At 41.7% G+C, this 18,949-nt stretch carries 13 protein-coding genes; 6 read left to right on the top strand and 7 right to left on the bottom strand.

The window, feature by feature from the left end; all coding sequences use genetic code 11:
* The first annotated feature begins 109 nt into the window (after nt 1-109).
* A complete protein-coding gene (pyrR, locus tag NZ848_RS07435) occupies nt 110-643 on the top strand; it encodes a bifunctional pyr operon transcriptional regulator/uracil phosphoribosyltransferase PyrR (protein ID WP_101724873.1) in 534 nt (177 codons plus the stop codon).
* A 4-nt stretch (nt 644-647) separates the two neighbouring features.
* On the opposite strand, the gene NZ848_RS07430 is transcribed toward pyrR, so the two are convergent.
* Together NZ848_RS07430 and NZ848_RS07425 are read right to left on the bottom strand one after the other, a co-directional pair.
* Nucleotides 648-1,718 (bottom strand): aminotransferase class I/II-fold pyridoxal phosphate-dependent enzyme, encoded by a 1,071-nt coding sequence (locus NZ848_RS07430; protein ID WP_259014976.1) that lies wholly within the window; start codon nt 1,716-1,718, stop codon nt 648-650.
* Nucleotides 1,719-1,730: 12 nt separating this feature from the next.
* Nucleotides 1,731-2,576, bottom strand: coding sequence for an SGNH/GDSL hydrolase family protein (locus NZ848_RS07425; RefSeq protein ID WP_259014975.1), 846 nt, complete (start codon nt 2,574-2,576; stop codon nt 1,731-1,733).
* 155 nt (nt 2,577-2,731) lie between these two features.
* Between NZ848_RS07425 and NZ848_RS07420 the strand changes: the two genes are divergently transcribed.
* Together NZ848_RS07420 and NZ848_RS07415 are read left to right on the top strand one after the other, a co-directional pair.
* Nucleotides 2,732-4,654 carry a sensor histidine kinase gene (locus tag NZ848_RS07420; protein WP_259014974.1) on the top strand — a complete coding sequence of 641 codons (1,923 nt, stop codon included), beginning with the start codon at nt 2,732-2,734 and terminating at the stop codon, nt 4,652-4,654.
* A 63-nt stretch (nt 4,655-4,717) separates the two neighbouring features.
* Nucleotides 4,718-5,401 (top strand): response regulator transcription factor, encoded by a 684-nt coding sequence (locus NZ848_RS07415; RefSeq protein ID WP_259014973.1) that lies wholly within the window; start codon nt 4,718-4,720, stop codon nt 5,399-5,401.
* A 65-nt stretch (nt 5,402-5,466) separates the two neighbouring features.
* Here NZ848_RS07415 and rpoN read toward each other — a convergent pair whose 3' ends face one another.
* The 5 genes from rpoN to NZ848_RS07390 form a co-directional block, all read right to left on the bottom strand.
* Nucleotides 5,467-6,939: an RNA polymerase factor sigma-54 gene (rpoN, locus tag NZ848_RS07410; protein ID WP_253531726.1), complete on the bottom strand. Its 1,473-nt coding sequence runs from the start codon at nt 6,937-6,939 to the stop codon at nt 5,467-5,469.
* A 279-nt stretch (nt 6,940-7,218) separates the two neighbouring features.
* Nucleotides 7,219-10,608 carry an efflux RND transporter permease subunit gene (locus tag NZ848_RS07405; protein ID WP_259015096.1) on the bottom strand — a complete coding sequence of 1,130 codons (3,390 nt, stop codon included), beginning with the start codon at nt 10,606-10,608 and terminating at the stop codon, nt 7,219-7,221.
* Nucleotides 10,609-10,758: 150 nt separating this feature from the next.
* On the bottom strand, nt 10,759-11,931 hold the full coding sequence (locus tag NZ848_RS07400) for an efflux RND transporter periplasmic adaptor subunit (protein ID WP_259014972.1): 1,173 nt from the start codon (nt 11,929-11,931) through the stop codon (nt 10,759-10,761).
* A 56-nt stretch (nt 11,932-11,987) separates the two neighbouring features.
* Nucleotides 11,988-13,316, bottom strand: coding sequence for a TolC family protein (locus NZ848_RS07395; protein ID WP_253531730.1), 1,329 nt, complete (start codon nt 13,314-13,316; stop codon nt 11,988-11,990).
* Nucleotides 13,317-13,338: 22 nt separating this feature from the next.
* Nucleotides 13,339-13,959, bottom strand: a complete 621-nt coding sequence (locus NZ848_RS07390) for a TetR/AcrR family transcriptional regulator (protein ID WP_259014971.1) — start codon at nt 13,957-13,959, stop codon at nt 13,339-13,341.
* A gap of 425 nt (nt 13,960-14,384) precedes the next feature.
* Between NZ848_RS07390 and NZ848_RS07385 the strand changes: the two genes are divergently transcribed.
* From NZ848_RS07385 to NZ848_RS07375, 3 genes are all read left to right on the top strand, one after another.
* On the top strand, nt 14,385-15,428 hold the full coding sequence (locus NZ848_RS07385) for a quinone-dependent dihydroorotate dehydrogenase (protein WP_259014970.1): 1,044 nt from the start codon (nt 14,385-14,387) through the stop codon (nt 15,426-15,428).
* A gap of 159 nt (nt 15,429-15,587) precedes the next feature.
* Entirely contained in the window at nt 15,588-16,115 is a 528-nt protein-coding gene (locus tag NZ848_RS07380) for a YceI family protein (protein WP_253531735.1), read from the top strand.
* A gap of 380 nt (nt 16,116-16,495) precedes the next feature.
* A complete protein-coding gene (locus NZ848_RS07375; protein WP_259014968.1) occupies nt 16,496-18,901 on the top strand; it encodes an outer membrane beta-barrel protein in 2,406 nt (801 codons plus the stop codon).
* Nucleotides 18,902-18,949 lie beyond the last annotated feature (48 nt).

The raw sequence follows: 18,949 nt of genomic DNA, 5'->3' as shown, positions 1-18,949 counted from the left end.
GAGAAAATGAGTCGATAAATTTGTCGGCAAAGTTCCTAAAATTTGACGACAATCTTTAACAATAGACACCAATCACACAATTACAATTCCATTATTTATTAATTTTTGTATGAAACGACTTATTCTTACCAATCCGCTTCTTGACATCACGATTAACCGTTTATGTCAGCAACTGATTGAAAACCATAAAGATTTTTCTAATTCAGTAATACTGGGTCTGCAACCACGTGGTATATACCTGGCAGAGCGAATAACGCAAAAACTAAAGGAAGAAACTGGCGTTTCGATTAAATTGGGTTATCTGGATGCCACTTTTTACCGTGACGACTTCCGACGGAGAGATTCGCCACTTAAACCCAACGAAACCAAAGTGCCGTTTGTGATTGAAAACAAAAAAGTGATTCTGATAGATGACGTACTGGCAACCGGAAGAATGGTTCGGGCTGCTATTGATGCCATGCAGGCTTTTGGAAGACCCGAAAAAATAGAATTGCTATGCCTCATTAACCGCAGGTATGTGCGAGATTTGCCAATTCAGCCAGACTACACCGGCATGAAAGTAAATACACTAGACAGCCAGCGGGTGTTAGTAGAGTGGAAAGAACAAGGCCACGAAGAAGACAAAATATGGTTAATGGGCTGATGGCCTACTTCTCTGCAAATGCCCTGCACTTACCAGCCAGTAAATCTATTTGCTCTTCTGTATGCCAGGCGCTTATAACAATACGGGTATTAGGCTTGCCTGTTTTAATTGGGTAAGCAAAGCTGTAAATAAGTATGCCGTTTTTAAACAGGTAAGTATAGAGGTTATCATGGCTGGTATAAAAAACCGGATAAGCTGGCTGAAACCCAAACAAAGACTGCGCTGATTGCAGTTGAGAAACAAACCGCCCGATATTCTTCTGCAAGCGCTCATAATTACGTTTGTAGATTTCATCTGCTCTCAGGTAGGCGTACAAATAAGCCGGAGCAATAGGAGAACAAGAGGCAAAATAGGCAGTATGCCTAAGGGCATTAATGGTTTGCTTGCCGCTAAAAACAACTCCACCCGGAATCCCCATTGCTTTATGTAATGACGAAACAACTATAAGGCCTACATTAGGCTTTACTTCTATCTGCTGAAAAATGCCTGCGCCATTGTTACCGGTAATACCCAACCCGTGAGAATCGTCAATAACCAGCGTAATGGCCTTGCTTGTGGGTAAAGTTTTCACCCAGCCAAATGGATAGGCTGTTGCTCTTAAACCATCTGTTGAATTACATACAATAACTGAATGTGCTGCATTTGTATCATTTATTTGCTGTGCTATCTGCTCTGACCACTCCTGAAAACTCATGGCGGGCAACTGCACTTCAGGTTCGTGGAAGTTGGCCGCATGGCTCTGTGGTGCATAGAAAAAGGCCGCCTGTTGCGTTTTCAGGTATTGCGCCACTACTTGCCCTGCCAGCATGCCGGACGACAGCGTCAGGGCCACCTCTGCCCCTACCCAGTCTGCCAGCTTGTTTTCGGCGGCTTCGTAAACTGCCAGCTGTACATTACCGTTACGGGAACTGCCGAATGACAAACCATATTGATGCAGGCCTTCTATCAGTAAATCTCTGAACGCTGCATCCTGATTCATACCCAGATACGACGTACCACTAAAAAAGTGATATTCCTGCTCATTTAGTAATATCTTGTTTGAAGGCTGCTGATGTATAGTAAAGTGGTTGTGCATGGGTTATGTGCATTATCTGGCTGAAATAATAAATGCCTTGGCTAAATCAAGCAACATGCTGCCGGAAACAGAATTGAGGTGCAGGTTATCGGGCGTAAGCAGATTACCATGTTTTGCACTGATGGAGTCCCAATCTTTACCCAGAATATAATGATTAATTAACGAAAGCATGAATAGTCTGGTGGTATCTTCAAACGTATAAATACCCTCATGCGGATTTGCCCCTAGATATTCTTTCTGTTTTTCTCTGAAAGGCACATACCCTATACCCTGTTCTATTGCCAGTTCTTTAACAAAAAGGCTGTAATCGTCTGCCTTGCGGTTGACTTCATGTGCCAGGTCTTCGCTCATTACCGGCAATGATACCAGCGCTATTTGAGCCCGGGTCTTTTGCTTTAACAACTTTACTATTTCGCGATAATTATTTTTGAACGAACCAAAGTCAGGAATAGTGTCTTTCGAAATCCTCCCAGACTGTTTATAACTATTCAGATTTGCCAAACCCATAGTTGCGTTTACGTCATTAGTGCCAACCAGAATAATCAGGTAATCCGGCTGGCTGGCAATTACGTCTTCTATCCTGTTCAGTATAGAAAAGGTAAGGTCAGAATTAATGCCCGCGTTTAAAACCTGCATATCCGGCAGCGCTTCTGCCAGACCGTCAACCCAGTTATAACTTAAATTGCCCTGGGTAATGCTATCACCCAGGCACACCAGCGTTTTTCTGGTTGCATCTAGTTTTTTCCGATTCTCCGGCGACGGATAATTGACGGGTTTACTGCGGGCGATTTTCTTCCAAAAAAACGCATAAACACAAGCAAGCCCCAATAGTATTGCAATTAATAAAAGCCAAAGCATTAGCGGTTCTGATAAATGTTAAAACTGTAAACCTAATGATAATATCTGATGTTAAAAAGTGTTAAATAAGACAAATTTTCATTTGTTTGGCGTTAATTTCGTGGATAAACTTTGTTTTATATAATGTATCAGGTTTGCGTTTAATGAGCCAGCAGATGAACTTCAGAAATATTATCATATTTATGCTTATTGCCATGATTGGGCTTATCACCTTTCAATGGTACTGGATAGAGAATGCCATTTCAGTAAGGCAGGAGCAATTTGACCGCAACGTAAACGATGCTTTGCAGGAAACCATCAAAAAAATAGAAAAGCAGGAGATTATTTTTCTGGCTAATCAGCAAATGAAAATTGAAGAGCAGAAAAGGCTAGTGGCTATTACTCAGAAACAACAAGAGAAAAAACATGTGTCTAAACTTTTAAAACCTGAACAACCGGAAGATTTCGGCCTGATGATTAACGCAGAGGCTCCTACTGTATCAAATTTTTCAAATGGCGCTGACAGGTTTAATCCGCATATAGCTACTGCCCCCGCAACCAGAATACGTAAGCAAGGTAATAATACTGTGGCTGCTACCGATGTTTTCGGCGGTGTGCAGTTGTTTGAAATACCCGTAAAGCAAATGGATTTGATAAAGGAAATGCTGGAAGAACAAAACCTGGTGGTAGAAGACATGAGCCAGCCAATGAAAAACAACCTTTTACGCCAGAAAACCGCCGAAGATTTAATACGGGAGTTTAACCGCCAGATGTTGTCGGTAAACAAGCATAGCCAGGAAGGCCACCAGATTAGCATTGGTGGCGACGACAGAACCAACAGCGTAATCAGTTTTGGATACTCTTATACTTTTCCATCTATTGACACCCTGAATCTGGCACTTGTGAAGCCCCCAAAACGGAAACCCGCCGAAAAACCCGAAGAGGTTTCAAAGGCAATTATTAATGACCAGGAAAATATTGAGCGCACCAAAAACAAAGCCGAACTGGTTAAAGATGTATTAACAGACGTGATTCATGGTTCGCGTGATATTCATGAGCGCCTTGACCGTATTTCGCTCGATACCTTATTGAAAAAGGCATTGAAAAGTAAGGGCATCATTATTCCTTATCAATATGTGGTTAAAGATAACTCTAATATGATTTTTGCATCTTTTGCCACCAACCCGAATTCTGATTTTGTAAAAGATGCTTATAAGGCGCAGTTGTTTCCAAGCGACCTGCAACCTCAAAACCACTATTTATATGTGCATTTTCCAGATACCCAGGGTTTTATTTTAAGTAATATGTGGACCGTTTTTGCTAGTTCTATTCTGTTAATTCTGATGATTGGCGGTATATTTTATACCTCCGTCAATACAATGCTGAAACAGAAAAAGCTGGCTACTATCAAGAACGACTTCATCAATAACATGACCCATGAGTTTAAAACGCCCATTTCAACGATATCGTTAGCTGTTGAGGTGATGAAAGACAATGAAGTGAAGAAAGATAATAGCAAGATGACCAGATATCTGAATATTATTCAGGATGAAAACCGCCGACTGGGCACGCAGGTTGAAAAAGTGCTACAAATGGCATTGCTTGACAAAGGGGATGTAAAACTAAAAATGGAGCGTGTAAATATTCATGAAACCATTGAGCAGGTGCTGCACAACCTGAGCGTGCAGATTGAACAGAAAAACGGAATGGTGCATCTGGAGCTGGATGCTGAGCATCCGGAAATTGAAGCAGATGATGTGCATCTGACCAATATTATCTTTAACTTGCTCGACAATGCCAACAAGTATTCTCCTGAAAACCCGGAAATTACCATTAAGACAGAAAACATTGACGATTACCTGAAAATAACTATTGCCGATAAAGGTATCGGGATGACTAAAGACCAGCTGAACAAGATTTTTGAACGTTTCTACAGGGTTCCCACAGGCAACCTGCACGATGTAAAAGGCTTTGGCCTGGGTTTAAGTTATGTGAAGAAAATGGTGGAGTCGCATCAGGGTATCATACAGGTTGACAGTAAACCTGGTGACGGCAGCCGCTTTGAGGTATATCTGCCATTGAATGCCAAAATTGCTTAGTATCTGACAAACAGTCTGAATTTATATTCAGAAGGTTTTTTAACCGCCACGCTCGTATATACTATGAAAGTTTTATTGACAGAAGACGACCCAAACCTGGGCATGTTATTGCAAGAGTACCTGACCGCCAAAGGATTTACTACCGACCTGGCCAGAAATGGAGAAGAAGGTATTAAAATGTTTATTGAGCAGGGTAACTATGCCATGTGTATCTGCGATGTGATGATGCCTAAAAAAGACGGGTTTTCGTTGGCCAAAGAAATACGCATGAAAGATAAGGAGGTACCTATTATTTTTCTGACAGCGAAGTCAATGAAAGAAGATACCATTCAGGGCTTTAAAGTGGGGGCTGATGATTACATAACCAAGCCTTTCAGTATGGAAGAGCTGCTGATGCGGATGAAGGCCATCTTCAGGCGTATTAACAAGCAGGAGTCTGAAACACCTGCCACGGTTTTCAGAATAGGCGCTTATAGTTTTGATACCCAGACAAACACCCTGACATTAAACGAAACACAAAATAAATTAACAACGAAGGAGTCAGAACTGCTGAAACTACTTTGCCAGAACAAAAACCAGTCGGTAAGCCGTAGTTTTGCCTTAAAGCTCATCTGGGGAGACGACAGTTATTTCAATGCCCGCAGTATGGATGTTTATATCACGAAACTCCGCAAGCACCTGAAAGAAGACCCTGCCGTACAGATTATGAATATGCATGGCGAAGGGTTTAAATTGATAGAAGGATAAGATATATTGAAAAGGGGTCTTCGAATTATGTTTGCAGACCCCTTTTTAGTTCGGCTGGTAATACCCTACAACTGCTTTCTTAACCGGGCTACCGGAATATTCAGTTGCTCACGGTATTTGGCTACTGTACGGCGCGCTATGTTATAGCCCCGCTTGTTGAGTATTTTTTCAAGTTTATCGTCTGACAAAGGGGCATTTTTGGGCTCATTGTCAATCAGGTCTTTCAGAATATTCTTCACTTCTCTGCTGGAAGCATCCTCGCCCGAGTCTGTCGAAATACCCTCAGAAAAGAAGTATTTAAGCGGATAAATGCCAAAATCGGTTTGTACGGCTTTACTGTTAGCAACCCTCGAGACCGTTGAAATATCCATGTCAATTCTAATAGCAATATCTTTCAGAATCATAGGTCTTAGCTTAGACTCGTCTCCTTCCAGAAAAAAATCGTACTGATAATCTACTATGGCCTTCATGGTTTTAAGCAATGTTTGCTGCCGCTGCTTAATGGCGTCAATAAACCACTTGGCGGCATCCAGTTTTTGCTTCACGAAGGTTACGGTCTCTTTTATACTTTTATGCTGCGCCGAACCATTCTTGTCTGTTTTGTCATAAGTATCAAGCATGTCGGCAAAAGAACGGCTTACCCGTAATTCAGGCGCATTTTTTGAATTAAGAATAACATCCAGTTTACCATTATTATTGGTAACAATAAAATCGGCCAACAGATATGCCGCCGTACTATCGCCATTGCCGGTGTTACCCGGTTTAGGGTTTAGCCTTGTTATAACCCTGATGGCATCTTTCAAAACCTCATCATCAATGTCGAGTCGGCGTTGAATTTTTTCATAATGCTTTTTTGTAAACTCATCAAAAAAATCAGTAATGATTCTGATTGCCACCTGAACTTCAAAATCTTCATGATTCTTACGTTCAAGCTGCAGCAAAAGGCATTCTCTTAAATCTCTGGCACCAATACCTGAAGGCTCAAAAGTTTGAATTTTTTTTAGAATCTCAGCCAGTTCTTCCTCATTAGTATAGATATTCTGAGTAAAGGCCATATCATTACTAATAGAACGCAGCGGCCGGCGGATGTACCCATCTTCTTCTATACTGCCAATGAGTTGCTGACCTATGGCCTCCTGGCGTTCGTCCAGTTTCAGATACCCCAATTGCTGTATCAGCGACTCGGCCAGGGTGCTGGTTGCCACAATGGGCATTACGTCTTTGTCTTCTTCTCCCCATCCATCGCCATACATTTTATAACCGGCGTAATCGTCCTGATCCAGATATTGTTTTACATCCAGGCCTTCATAAGTTTCATACTCGTTATATTCATCGTAATCGTCGCTATAATCATCTTCATATTCATCTTTCACCCGGTCGTCCATATCCAGCCCCTCTTCAAGAGCCGGGTTAACCTCCAGCTCCTCTTCTATTCGTTGGTCCAGCTCGGCCGTAGGTATCTGCAACAGTTTAATAAACTGTATCTGCTGAGGAGACAGCCTTTGCTGAAGTGATTGATTAAGACTTAACTTTTGCATGTGAATTGTAGAATTTTTTCAATTGGAGTGGATTATGGCAACCCCCCTCCACATTTTTCGTGCCAAAAAGCCCGAGCAGTAATTAAAGGAATGGGTTTTTTATTGAATGAACAAATTTTTGAGACAAAAAATTGTAATTAAAAAACCTAAAAAAAGACAATTAATTGAAAATAAGCCAATTATGAAGCATTAAGAAAACTTTAATTCTATAAAAATACCCTACAAGAGTTTATGTCCTGTAGGGTATGTAATAAACCTGCCGCGTGTTGAAATTGGCTTTTAGGCCATTGATTCGGCGGCTCCGGGTTGCTGTTTTTTATTCTTACGGAAATACTTATCGCGCACTCTCTCATTAATGTAGTACATGCAAGGCACAATCACCAAAGTAAGCACAGTTGAGAACGACAGACCGAAAATAATGGTCCAGGCCAGAATACCCCAGAACACGGCACTGTCTCCGCCGATAAAGATATGGGGGTTCAGGTCTGTAAATAAAGTTACGAAGTCCATACTTAAACCTAATGCCAAAGGCACAAGACCTAATACAGCTGCCGAGGCCGTTAAAAGTACCGGAGTAAGACGCACCCCACCGGCTTCAATAATAGCCTGCTTTAACGGATACCCCCTACTTCTTAACTCATCAGTAAATTCTATCAGTAATATACCGTTTTTCACCACAATACCTGCCAGTGCAATGATACCCACACCCGACATAATAACAGAGAATGTCATACCAAATGCCATAAAGCCAAGGAATACCCCTATGAACGAAAGCAAGATGGTAACGAAGATGATAACCGGTTTCACTACAGAGTTAAACTGTGTTGCCAGAATGAGGTAAATGAGCAATACTGCGGCTCCGAGTGCGCCCATCAGGAATATCATAGACTCCATCTGTTCTTCCTGCTCTCCGCCCATTTTAACGGCGTACCCGCTTGGTACCGTCATACGGTTTATTACTTTGCTTTGTATCTCTTGTACAATTTCGTTGGCGTTATAACCATTGAGTACCTCTGAGCCCAAAGTAATAATTCTCGACTGGTCTTTGCGGTTAATCTGGCTGAACGTTGTTGAGTAAGTGATATTGGCAATTGAGTTTAAAGGTACCTGACGCAACACCCCGCCGAGGTTCATATCACGATAGGTGATATTCATACTCAGAAGTTTTTCAATGCTGTTACGGTCATTTTCTTTCAAACGCAATTGTATCGGATACTCGTCTTTATCGTCTCTGAACTTCGAAATCTCAGCTCCGAACAAAGCGGTACGAACAGCCATTGCTACCTGCGACGTACTGATGCCCTCGCGCTGTGCTTTTACTTTATCAACATCAATAATGATTTCCGGCTTATTGGTAATCAGGTCAGACTTTAACTCTTCTATACCTTTAATACCCTCTTTTTCGATGTTTTTACGAACTTCTTTCTCCAATTGAATCAACTGATTGAAATCATCACCCATAATTTCAATCGAAATTGGTTTACCTGTCGGTGGGCCGTTGTTTTCTCGTTGAACCGAAATTTCTGTACCGGGTATTCCTTTAATTTCGTTTCTCATCTGGTCAAGAATGGCTGCAGACGAGATATCGCCTCGCTCTTCTTTTTTCACGAAAGCAATGGTAACCTTAGATTTCTGCGGCGTGGCCGAACGGTCAGGGTTAAACGGATCTCCGGCATTTTTACCTACGTTTGATATAACCGAGTTAATGGCCGCTTCTGCTTTGTTTTTCTTGATGATACCAAATACCTTTTTCTCAATAACTTTGGTTACGGAGTCGGTTACGCGGGCGTCGGTACCCACAGGCATTACGTTATATACATATATGTAGTCGGGCTCTCCGCTTGGGAAGAAAATTACCTTTGGCTGCACAATGCCCAGCATTACAAAAGTGAAAATCAACAAACCAAACATACTTATTACGGCAAAAACCGGGCGATACCCTGTGATTATCCAGGCAATAAGGCGACGATACGCGTTTTTGAAACGTGGCAGCGCGCCGTCCTGAAACGGGATAATTACTTTTGGTGTCAACACAAAATGATTGAACGCATAAAGAATGGCCATCAGCACTATGAAATTACCAATACCTACATTTATAAAGTAGGCAGGCAGTGCCACAATAGCCATAATAATAAGTGGCCGCTGAATAGACTTAAAGCTGGTATCTTCATGTTGCTCTTCGTCATGCCTGCGCATAAACGAAATGGCAAACACAGGGTTAATTACGTAGGCAACAATTAAAGATGCAAACAAAGTATATATCAGCGTTATAGGCAGAAACTTCATGAACTCACCCACAATACCCGGCCAGAATAGCAGTGGGAAGAACGGAGCGATAGTAGTAAGCGTACCTGACAATACCGGAAGGAACACCTCAGATGCCGCCAGACTCACCGCCTCTTTTATGCTCAGATTCCTGAAGCGGTTAAACAAGCGGTGGGCGTTTTCTATTACCACAATGGCGTCATCAACCACTATACCTAAGCCTAACAAAAATGCAAAAAGTACGATTGTATTAAGCGTAAAGCCAGAAAACCAAAGCGGTATAAAGGCAATAAGCGCTGAAAGAGGTACTGAAAGCCCCACGAAAACGGCATCGCGCACTCCCATGAAAAACATCAGTACAATTACAACAAATATAAAGCCCAACACAACTGTGTTAATCAAATCGGCGATTTCGCTTTTTACACGCTCTGATGTGTCGGCAGTAATTCTGGCTTCAAGGCCACGGGGGAAACGTTCCTCGCGGTATTTCTCCAACAATTCTTCAATCCGCTCCGACACGTCAATCACACTGGCACCTGCTCTTTTTATAACGTTTAGGGTTACAACACGTTTACCATCCAGGCGTGCAAAATCCTGTTGCTCTTCGTTGCTGTCTACAACTTCGGCCACATCACCCAGCCTTACCGTTGCACCGGTTGAGCTGCGAATCTGTACGTCCTGTATCTGATACACATCTTTAAATTCTCCTTTTACACGAATGGTGCGGCGTACATTGTCAACATTCAGGTCTCCACCTGAAATATTGATGTTTTCTCCCTGAATAGCAGTTTGAATGTCATAGAATGTAAGACCGGTAGACTGCATTTTGTATAAATCCAGATTTATCTGGATTTCTCTCTTAAGTGTACCAACAATATCAACCTTTGTGATTTCGGGGTACGACTCTATGTCATCCTGTAATTCTTCAGCATAGTCTTTCAGTTTTTCTAAAGGAAAATTGCCGGCCAGGTTGATGTTCATAATCGGAAACTCCGAAAAGTTTACGTCCTGGGCTGTCGGGCCGCTGTCCAGCTTTTGAGGCAGGTCTCTTTTGGCTTTATCAACGGCGTCGCGCACACGCTGAAGCGCCGCCTCAACCTTTACATCCGGATTAAACTCAATAAGAATAACCGATACGTCTTGCAAGGCATTAGACTTGATGCGTTTTACACCCGTAATGGTTTTTAGCTGCTTTTCAATCGGTTTATTGATTACGTTCTCTATGTCAGAAGGCGTTGTTCCGAAATAGATGGTCTGAACGTAAATCTGTGGGACTTTAATATCCGGAAACTGCTCTTTCGGAAGGTTGAAGTAGATACCCAGACCTGCCAGAAATATCATAACCGTAAATATATAGACAGTGGTCTGGTTATTCCCCAGCCATCTGACCATCCCATAAATCATCCCACTACCGTGAGGAAGATCCTGTTTTTGTAAATCGTCGTGTTCCATAATCTAAAACCTCTGAAAGGCTTATATGATTTTTAATTTTTTAATTTGAAGACATAAAGAAAGCTAGCATTGGCAATTGCCGTGCTGCCTTTCCGGTAATGATTAGAAGCTTATCAGCTGGCCGTCTACCAGGTCCTGATATCCCTGTGTAACTAAAAGATCACCCGCCTGTAAACCCGAAACGATTTCAATGTCGCCACCATAGGTGAGCCCGGTAGTGATTTTACGGCTGCGAGCCACTTTTTTACCGCCTTCTGTTACAGCAACGTAAACAATATTGCCGCTCTCATCCTGCTGAATAAGATTACGGTTGATAATGATGGCATTGCTTTTATTCTGGTCGTTTACGTTCATAACAGCTGTCATGTTGGGTTTCAGCTGTTTGTCTATCTTAGGAACCGACGCCTCAATGGTAAAAGTACGAGAGGCCGGGTTAACTGTCTGGCTTACAAAAGACAATCTGGCTGTGGTTTCTTTACCTAAATCCGGGAACTTTATGGTTACAACATCGCCCTGTTTAATTGTACCCGCATAAGAGTCGGCAGCTTGTGCTACCACTTTCAGGTTATCTGAGTTCACGATTCTTACAATACCAAGGCCAGGGGCTGCCAGTTCGCCTGCTCTCTGGCGTACTTCATCCACAAATCCGTTCATGGGCGCTGTTACTTTGGTCATAGCCAATTGGCTTTGCAAGGTAGCCAGGCGTTTTTCCAGAGCCTCAACATTGCTTTTGGCCTGAATATACTGTACTTCTGTACCGATTTTCTGATCCCAGAGATTCTTTTGCTTGTTATAAAACACACGGGCGGTTTCCAGTTGCACATCAACCTCCTGAAGAGACTGTTTCATTACCGAATTATCAATAGTAGCAATGGTCTGGCCCTGTTTTACGTAGTCTCCTTCTTTTACATACAGATTGGTGATAGCGCCACCAATTTGCGGAGAAACAAAAATGTTGTTTTTGGCATCAAGCCTGCCCTGAAACTCAACATAATGCTGGAAATTCTGAGCCGAAACAGGTGTAACCGAAACGCTTAGTACTTTTTCTGCCTCCTGCTTGGGGTCAAGCACCTTTAGTTCGCCTTGTAGTTTCTGAATTTTTTCTGAAATCGTTTTTTCTTCGGCCTGTAGTTTGGCAAGCTCTTCTTTTTTCTGCTCAACACTATTGCCTCCGCCTTTCGAACAGGCCGCAACCAGCACAACAAGTACAAGGGCAAGTGTTATATTAGAAAATCCTGAGAGGGTCCTGTAATGGGTAAGAGATATATTTTTCATACAAAATGTGTTTTATTAATACTTTATGTCTTGAATTGTAATTGATGGTATTCAGGCTACTCTATCCAAAGTTTACCCAATGCTTTGTCTAAATCAACTTTGGCAATGAGTACGTCATACAGAGCAGCAAAATAATTGGTTTGTGCTTCTTTCAGAGCCGACTCGGCATTGACTACCTCAATATTTGAGCCTGTTCCGGCCTGATACTTAATTTTAGTAACTCTGATAACCTCTTGTGCCAGTTCAAGATTTCTTTGTTGCACATTCAGGCTCTCAAGGCCGTTTTTAAGACTGATTGAGGCATTTTGAGCCTGTAAATCGAATGATTCGCGAAGCAACAATGCGCTTTGGTCAAGTTTGGTTAGTGAAATCTGTTGTTGTTGCACCTGTATTCTTCTTAAGCCGCTGTCATAAATAGGTATTGTTACGCCCAGGGTTAAGGCAGAAGAACCAAACCAGCGTTCAAACGGGTTAAAACGGGTATTACTGTGGCCGGCGCCAAATGTGCCGTTGAAAGAGAGTTTCGGAATAGCACCCTTTTGAGTACGCTCAATGTCGAGCAAAGCCAGTTGTCGCTGAACCATCAGGGTAGAGTATTCAATCCGGTTTGCATAGTCAACGCCCTGATATTCAGTAAGGGCCAGCGCATTAACATTGGTATCAGCCAGTTTGTCTGTCAACACAATTGGCGTATCCAGTTTAAGCCCCATCTGAAATTTCAGAAGTGTCTGGCTCAGAGCAATCAGGTTCTTTACTTTCTGGCTTTCGGTAATCAGGTTATTGCGTTGCACCTCCAGGCGGTCAAGGTCTATTTTCTCAATAAAACCCTGCTGAAACATGGCTTTCATTTCTTTGATTAATGAATCAAGACGGGCAATGTTCAAATCAAGTATTTTGCCTCTTTCGTCGGCAACCAACACTGAGTAATAAGCCTTGGCAATGTTTTCGGCCACTGCAATTTTTGAATTTGTAACGCCTCTTTTTGCCAGTTCGCGGTAAACCGGAGCGGCTTTAAGACCTACCAGCCAGGTGGCATCAAAAATAAGCTGGTTTAACCCTACACCGGCCTGCCCTGCCCAGGGTACACCAAATTTAAATTTGGTAACGGCGCCGTCTGGTGCGTTAGGGTCAAAGTTTTTGGCATCTATTAGCTGCGTTGGTATAATGGCGTTGTAGGTATACTGAAACTGGCCGTTTATCTGGGGCATACCAGATGCCTTAATTTGCCTGATTGTCAGCTCGGCACCTAATATATCCAGTTCGGCATTTTTTACAGACAGGTGGTTTTTTACACCATACTGTACAGCCTCTTTCAGGGTAAAGGTCTGTTGGGCATGTGTGGCTACTCCACAGATTAGGAAAAAAATCAGGTATTTTATTCTCATATAGTTGATTGTTTTATTAAAATTAAAAATGCTCAAGATGGGCATCCTGCTGGCATTTCTCATAAAAAGCCAGCCCCTTGGGCGTCATAATGCCTCTCAGGAAATGGTCAATGAGCGTAGTATGTACATCCATCTGATTAAAACTTTCCGGAGGGAAAACCTCCCGGCTAAAAGCAAACTCAACTTCTTCCATTCGTAACCGGGAGAGTATCTCTATATTGATATCTTCACGGTAGTATCCCTGTGCTATACCTTCTCTCAGGTTTTGTTTTACTATTTCTAAAAAATTAACCTTGTTGTATTCCTGAAAAAGCTGCCATGTTTTAGGATGATACTTCTTCAAATCATAAAACACAGCCGGGTTAATGGTTGAGGCCTGTTTGCGCAGCAGCGTGGTTTCTTTAAAGACCTGTTCAATAGGATTAGCCGACTCTTTATATATTCGCTCAGACTCTTCGATGTCGCACACCATGTTGGTACGGGCAATCTCATAAACTATAGAATCTTTGTCTTCGAAATTCTGATAAATCGTCTTTTTTGAAATGCCGAGTTCTGACGCAATGTCGTCCATTGATACGCTTCTTATCCCGAATTTCCGGAAGAGCGATTCGGCAGTCTTTAAAATTCTTTCTTTAATTTCCATTTACATTTTCTGTGCTTCTTATATCATTATAGTAAGGTTATCTAAGCGTAGAAACTGTGGAAACTTTTGAAAGGTTCAAAGTTTTTATAATTTTTTTTAGAACCCTTTAAGTAGCACAAAATTGAGCCTTACAGAAGTATTTGCCAATTGATATATGATGAACCACAATTATTTGCTGATAAACTTATCATTAACCGCTGTAGATTTGGTTTATACCCGATTTTAAAACAGACACATTGTTTATATATCAACAAATTTTTGTACTTTTTTTAGGTGTGTTTTTCGAGAGCAAATCAATTAATCAATTTTTTGCGGAAATCCCCCCGTATCATGTAATTTTGCTGTCTGTATGACAATTCTACCGGCTTACCTGATATTTCGTTTTATTTACAACAATTTTGCCGTAGCACGGCTTATCATTTTTAATGACTTTCTATAAGAAATACGTTTTTCCTTATCTTACTCGCTACGACGCCGAGAAGATTCACTACAAAGTGATGGATGTACTGAAGTTTGTTTGCAAGATTCCTCTGGCGCCATCAGTTCTAAGATTTATTTTTGAAAAAAAAGACCCTCGCCTTGAGCGTAAAGTATTTGGCCTCCGGTTCAAGAATCCGGTAGGGCTGGCAGCCGGATTTGATAAAAACGGCGTATGGACTGACGAATTGGCGAATCTGGGTTTTGGTTTTATAGAGATAGGAACCGTTACGCCCAGGGCGCAGTTGGGCAATGATAAACCCCGGCTTTTCAGACTAAAGCCAGACGAAGCTCTGATTAACCGCATGGGGTTCAATAACGAAGGTTCGACGTTTGCAGGCAGGGAACTTCGTAAAAGAAAAACGAAGGTTATTGTAGGTGGCAACATAGGTAAAAATAAAACCACCGAAAACGACGACGCCGTTTATGATTATCTGAAAGCTTTTAATGACTTATATCCTTATGTAGATTATTTTGTGGTTAATGTAAGTTCGCCCAATACACCCGGTCTCAGAGCACTACAGGAAAAAGAACCCTTAAAGTATTTATTAAAAGTATTGGAACGAGACAACGGGCGGAAGTCAAAACCCAAACCTATACTACTGAAAATTGCTCCGGACCTGACAAACGAACAATTGGATGATATCATTGAAATAGTGAAAGAAACACGTATTTCGGGTGTAATAGCTACCAATACGACCATCAGCCGTGACGGACTGGTAACTGACCGGGCAGAGGTTGAAGCCATTGGCGCCGGTGGCCTGAGCGGCAGGCCTTTAGCAGCCCGTTCTACGGAAGTGATACGGTATCTTTCTGAAAAATCTAAGAAGGCATTCCCTATTATTGGGGTGGGTGGTATTCATTCGCAAGACGATGCCATCGAAAAACTGAAAGCGGGTGCCTCGCTGGTTCAGATTTACTCAGGCTTTATATATGAAGGCCCCGGCCTTGTAAAAGACATCTGTAACAGAATTCTACAAGAAAAAATATAACATAAGCTGCTTCTTATCTGTTATTAACAAAAAATCATTTAGACATTAAATGATTTTTTTGTTTTTATGAACTTTTTTTAATGACATTTGTTTTCTATGTATATACATACAATGTAAAAACACGAAAAAAATTATTAACAATAAAAACTATTTAAAACAATGGCAACATGGACTATTGATGCTTCTCACTCAGAAGTACAGTTTAAAGTAAGACACTTGATGATTTCAACCGTAACCGGTACTTTCGGTTCTTATGAAGGAACGGTAGAAACCGCTAACGACACAGATTTTGAAGGCGCTTCTATCAAATTTTCGGCCGATGTAGACAGCATTTCAACAGGACAAGAGCAAAGAGACGGCCACTTGAAATCGGCTGATTTCTTTGACGCAGCAAATTTCCCGAAAATTTCATTTGCCTCTACTTCATTTGAGAAAGTAGACGACGAGAACTATACACTAAAAGGTGATTTGACAATGCGCGGTGTAACCAAGCCTGTTACATTGAAAGCTGAGTTTGGTGGTGTGATGACAGATTTTTATGGACAAACAAAAGCCGGATTTGAAATTGCAGGTAAAGTAAACCGTCAGGATTTTGGTTTAACCTGGAGCGCAGTAACAGAAGCAGGCGGAGTGGTAGTAAGTGATGACGTGAAACTGGTACTGAATATACAGGTGGTGAAAGGTTAAGAAACGCTTTTCTGAAACCAGAATCAAAAAAAGAAACCCCTACTTTACAGCAGGGGTTTTCTTTTTTAAAAAGTATGATTTAGTTTAGGTTTATTGCTTGTTTTATGAAATGACAAGTCAAATATATGGATATTTTATTAAACGCAATATATTTATTAAAATTTTTTATTTTTTCTTTCGTCGCTACTTAAACGGCTTTTGTACGGTTTTATCTTTTTTTCATCGTTTTAAGTCCGTTTTTTACCCTCCTTGTAATTTTATATTTTTTATTAGATTACTGCAATCAACGCATTAAAGCCTACCATTTAGCATTTTTTAATCATTTCAGCAGCCTTTTTTGGTTAGTTTTGCCGAAAAAATACCGCATTACTGCTATTCAAATGAAAAAAGCTATTCTTTCTATTTCCATTTTTATTTTTCTGCCTGCTTTTGTTTTTTCTCAGACTTTACCCATCCGTATTCAGTTGACAGAAAGCAACCAGAGCCCAGTTATTGGCGCAACCATCAAAATTGTAAACCGGGCCGATACAACCAAAGTGCTTAACGCCACCACCGACACCCTGGGCATTGCCAGGTTTAGTTTACAGGTGGGTCGGCAATATACGCTTTTGGCCACATCTATTGGTTACAAGGCAGTACAAAAGGGCATAAGTGTGTCTGACAAACAAAGCAATTTTAAGTTTGTAATGGAAGCCGACAACCAACTGCTGGGCGATGTAGTGGTAACCGCCCGCAAACCATTAATGCAACAGGAAGACGACAAAACCGTAGTAGACCCCGAACCCATTGTCAATACCAGCACTAGCGCTTATGAAGTGATGGAAAAAATACCTGGCCTCTTTGTTGATCAGGACGGAAACATTTATCTGAGCACCACCAGCCCTGCCACAATTTATATAAATGGCCGCGAGCAGAAGATGAGCACGGCTGACATTGCCTCTATCTTAAAAAGCCTGCCACCTAACAGCATTGAAAAGATAGAGATTCTGCGTACGCCGTCGGCAAAATATGACGCCAGCGGAAGCGGTGGGGTTGTGAATGTAATTCTGAAAAAAGGAGTAAAAATTGGCCTTACCGGAAGTGTAAATGCTGGTATGAATCAGGGTAGATACGGAAACCAGTTTATAGGTGCCAGCCTTAATAACAGCAGCGGCAAGCTTACCTCGTTCTTGAATCTGAATTATTCACACCGGAATAGTTTTGAGGAAATAGAAACCACCCGGAGGTTTTCGGCCGACAGGGAGTTATCTCAGAAGGCCTTTACTACTTACCCGGGCAATATGGTCTACGCCGGATTTGGATTAGGATATGAGCTTACAAAAAAATGGGAGCTAAATTATGACGGCCGGCTAAGCTATAATCAGAACAACTCGTCTTCCAGCAACGAGAGCGTTATCCGTAGCCTGAATTCCGCCGGTATCCTTACCAATAACATCAACACAACTGATAACAAGGGAAACAACTATTCTGTTAATCAGGGGGTTTCGTCTAAATACAAGATTGATTCGCTGGGTTCGGAATGGACCAACGACGTGTCGTTTAATTATTTCAACAACAAAACCGACCAGATTTTTAATACCGCCTACTTAGTACCTGCAGGCACAGCTACCGGCGGAACAGGTAACATAGGAAACACCCGTAATTTTCTGGCCTTACAGTCGGATATAAAATGGAAACTTCCACATAAAATTACTTTTGAATCAGGCCTGAAAGCTACATTTCAGAACTTTACCAGCGCCACTGCTTATTACTCTAAAGCAGGCGAAACACAAAGCATTGATTTTTCAAGAACCAACGAATTTAATTATAATGAGCAAATCTATGCGGCTTACGTTCAGCTATCGAAGACTTTCGGAGAGTTTATTCTGAAAGCCGGAACAAGGCTTGAAAACACCAACATGAACGGGCATCAGGTTGTACCCAACGACACTTCATTCAGAATTAAAAGAACAGACCTCTTTCCGTATGTTTACCTGAGCCGAAAACTGGCCAGAATTGCAGGTTACGATATGCGCGCGTATCTGGTGCATCGGCGTTCAATTACGCGCCCGGTTTATGAATACCTTAATCCGTCGCCGCGTTTTATTGACCAGTACCTCTATGAAATTGGAAACCCCTCATTAAGGCCTCAGTTTACACAAAACTTTGAGGTAAATATCAGTGTTGAAGACCGGCCGATTTTTGCCGTAGGTCGTAATTACACACAAGATATATTCACGAATGTAATATATCAGGACCCTAAAAACCAGAGTGTTGCTTACCGTACTTATGACAACCTGGGCAAAAACCAGGAGACCTATTTCCGGATTCTGGGGGCGGTTCCTCCCATAAGCCGTTATTTCTTTGTGGCAGGGGCACAGTATAACTATAACGACTATAACGGCCTTTATGAAAACGCGCCGCTTTCGTTTCAGAGGGGTAGTTGGTCGTTTTTTACATTCCACCAGTTTAAGGTTGATAAACTCACCAACATCAGCATGAATGGTTTTTTCAGAATGAAAGGCCAGCAACAGTTTTATGAGCTAAGCAACTTCGGCAATCTCAACTTAAGTGTAAACCGCCAGTTTTTTGAAAAAAAGCTGATGGTTAACCTTAGTATCAATGATGTGTTCTACACCAATAAAAATAACTTTACCATTAACCAGGGCAGTATATCGGCGTTTGGTTTCCGCCGGGCAGATACCCGCCGGGTTGGCTTTAACCTTCGTTATAATTTTGGTTTAAGAAAAAAAGACGAGCGCAACAACCCTTTCAATTTTGATAATCTCGAAAAAAGCAGCAATTAATGCCCCCAAGCCAATGATTTTTTGCTAAAAACGCTTTAGCAATGGCTT

The sequence above is a fragment of the Emticicia fluvialis genome (genome assembly GCF_024793945.1).
Lineage (GTDB): Bacteria > Bacteroidota > Bacteroidia > Cytophagales > Spirosomataceae > Emticicia > Emticicia fluvialis.
This window is presented reverse-complemented; position numbering and strand designations above follow the sequence as displayed.

Excerpts from the sequence above, each read along its gene's own strand:
- NZ848_RS07430 (WP_259014976.1), bottom strand. The coding sequence starts at position 1,718 with ATGCACAACCACTTTACTATACATCAGCAGCCTTCAAACAAGATATTA.
- NZ848_RS07420 (WP_259014974.1), top strand. The coding sequence starts at position 2,732 with ATGAACTTCAGAAATATTATCATATTTATGCTTATTGCCATGATTGGG.
- NZ848_RS07400 (WP_259014972.1), bottom strand. The coding sequence starts at position 11,931 with ATGAAAAATATATCTCTTACCCATTACAGGACCCTCTCAGGATTTTCT.
- NZ848_RS07385 (WP_259014970.1), top strand. The coding sequence starts at position 14,385 with ATGACTTTCTATAAGAAATACGTTTTTCCTTATCTTACTCGCTACGAC.
- NZ848_RS07380 (WP_253531735.1), top strand. The coding sequence starts at position 15,588 with ATGGCAACATGGACTATTGATGCTTCTCACTCAGAAGTACAGTTTAAA.
- NZ848_RS07395 (WP_253531730.1), bottom strand. The coding sequence starts at position 13,316 with ATGAGAATAAAATACCTGATTTTTTTCCTAATCTGTGGAGTAGCCACA.
- pyrR (WP_101724873.1), top strand. The coding sequence starts at position 110 with ATGAAACGACTTATTCTTACCAATCCGCTTCTTGACATCACGATTAAC.
- NZ848_RS07405 (WP_259015096.1), bottom strand. The coding sequence starts at position 10,608 with ATGATTTATGGGATGGTCAGATGGCTGGGGAATAACCAGACCACTGTC.
- NZ848_RS07425 (WP_259014975.1), bottom strand. The coding sequence starts at position 2,576 with ATGCTTTGGCTTTTATTAATTGCAATACTATTGGGGCTTGCTTGTGTT.
- rpoN (WP_253531726.1), bottom strand. The coding sequence starts at position 6,939 with ATGCAAAAGTTAAGTCTTAATCAATCACTTCAGCAAAGGCTGTCTCCT.
- NZ848_RS07390 (WP_259014971.1), bottom strand. The coding sequence starts at position 13,959 with ATGGAAATTAAAGAAAGAATTTTAAAGACTGCCGAATCGCTCTTCCGG.
- NZ848_RS07415 (WP_259014973.1), top strand. The coding sequence starts at position 4,718 with ATGAAAGTTTTATTGACAGAAGACGACCCAAACCTGGGCATGTTATTG.
- NZ848_RS07375 (WP_259014968.1), top strand. The coding sequence starts at position 16,496 with ATGAAAAAAGCTATTCTTTCTATTTCCATTTTTATTTTTCTGCCTGCT.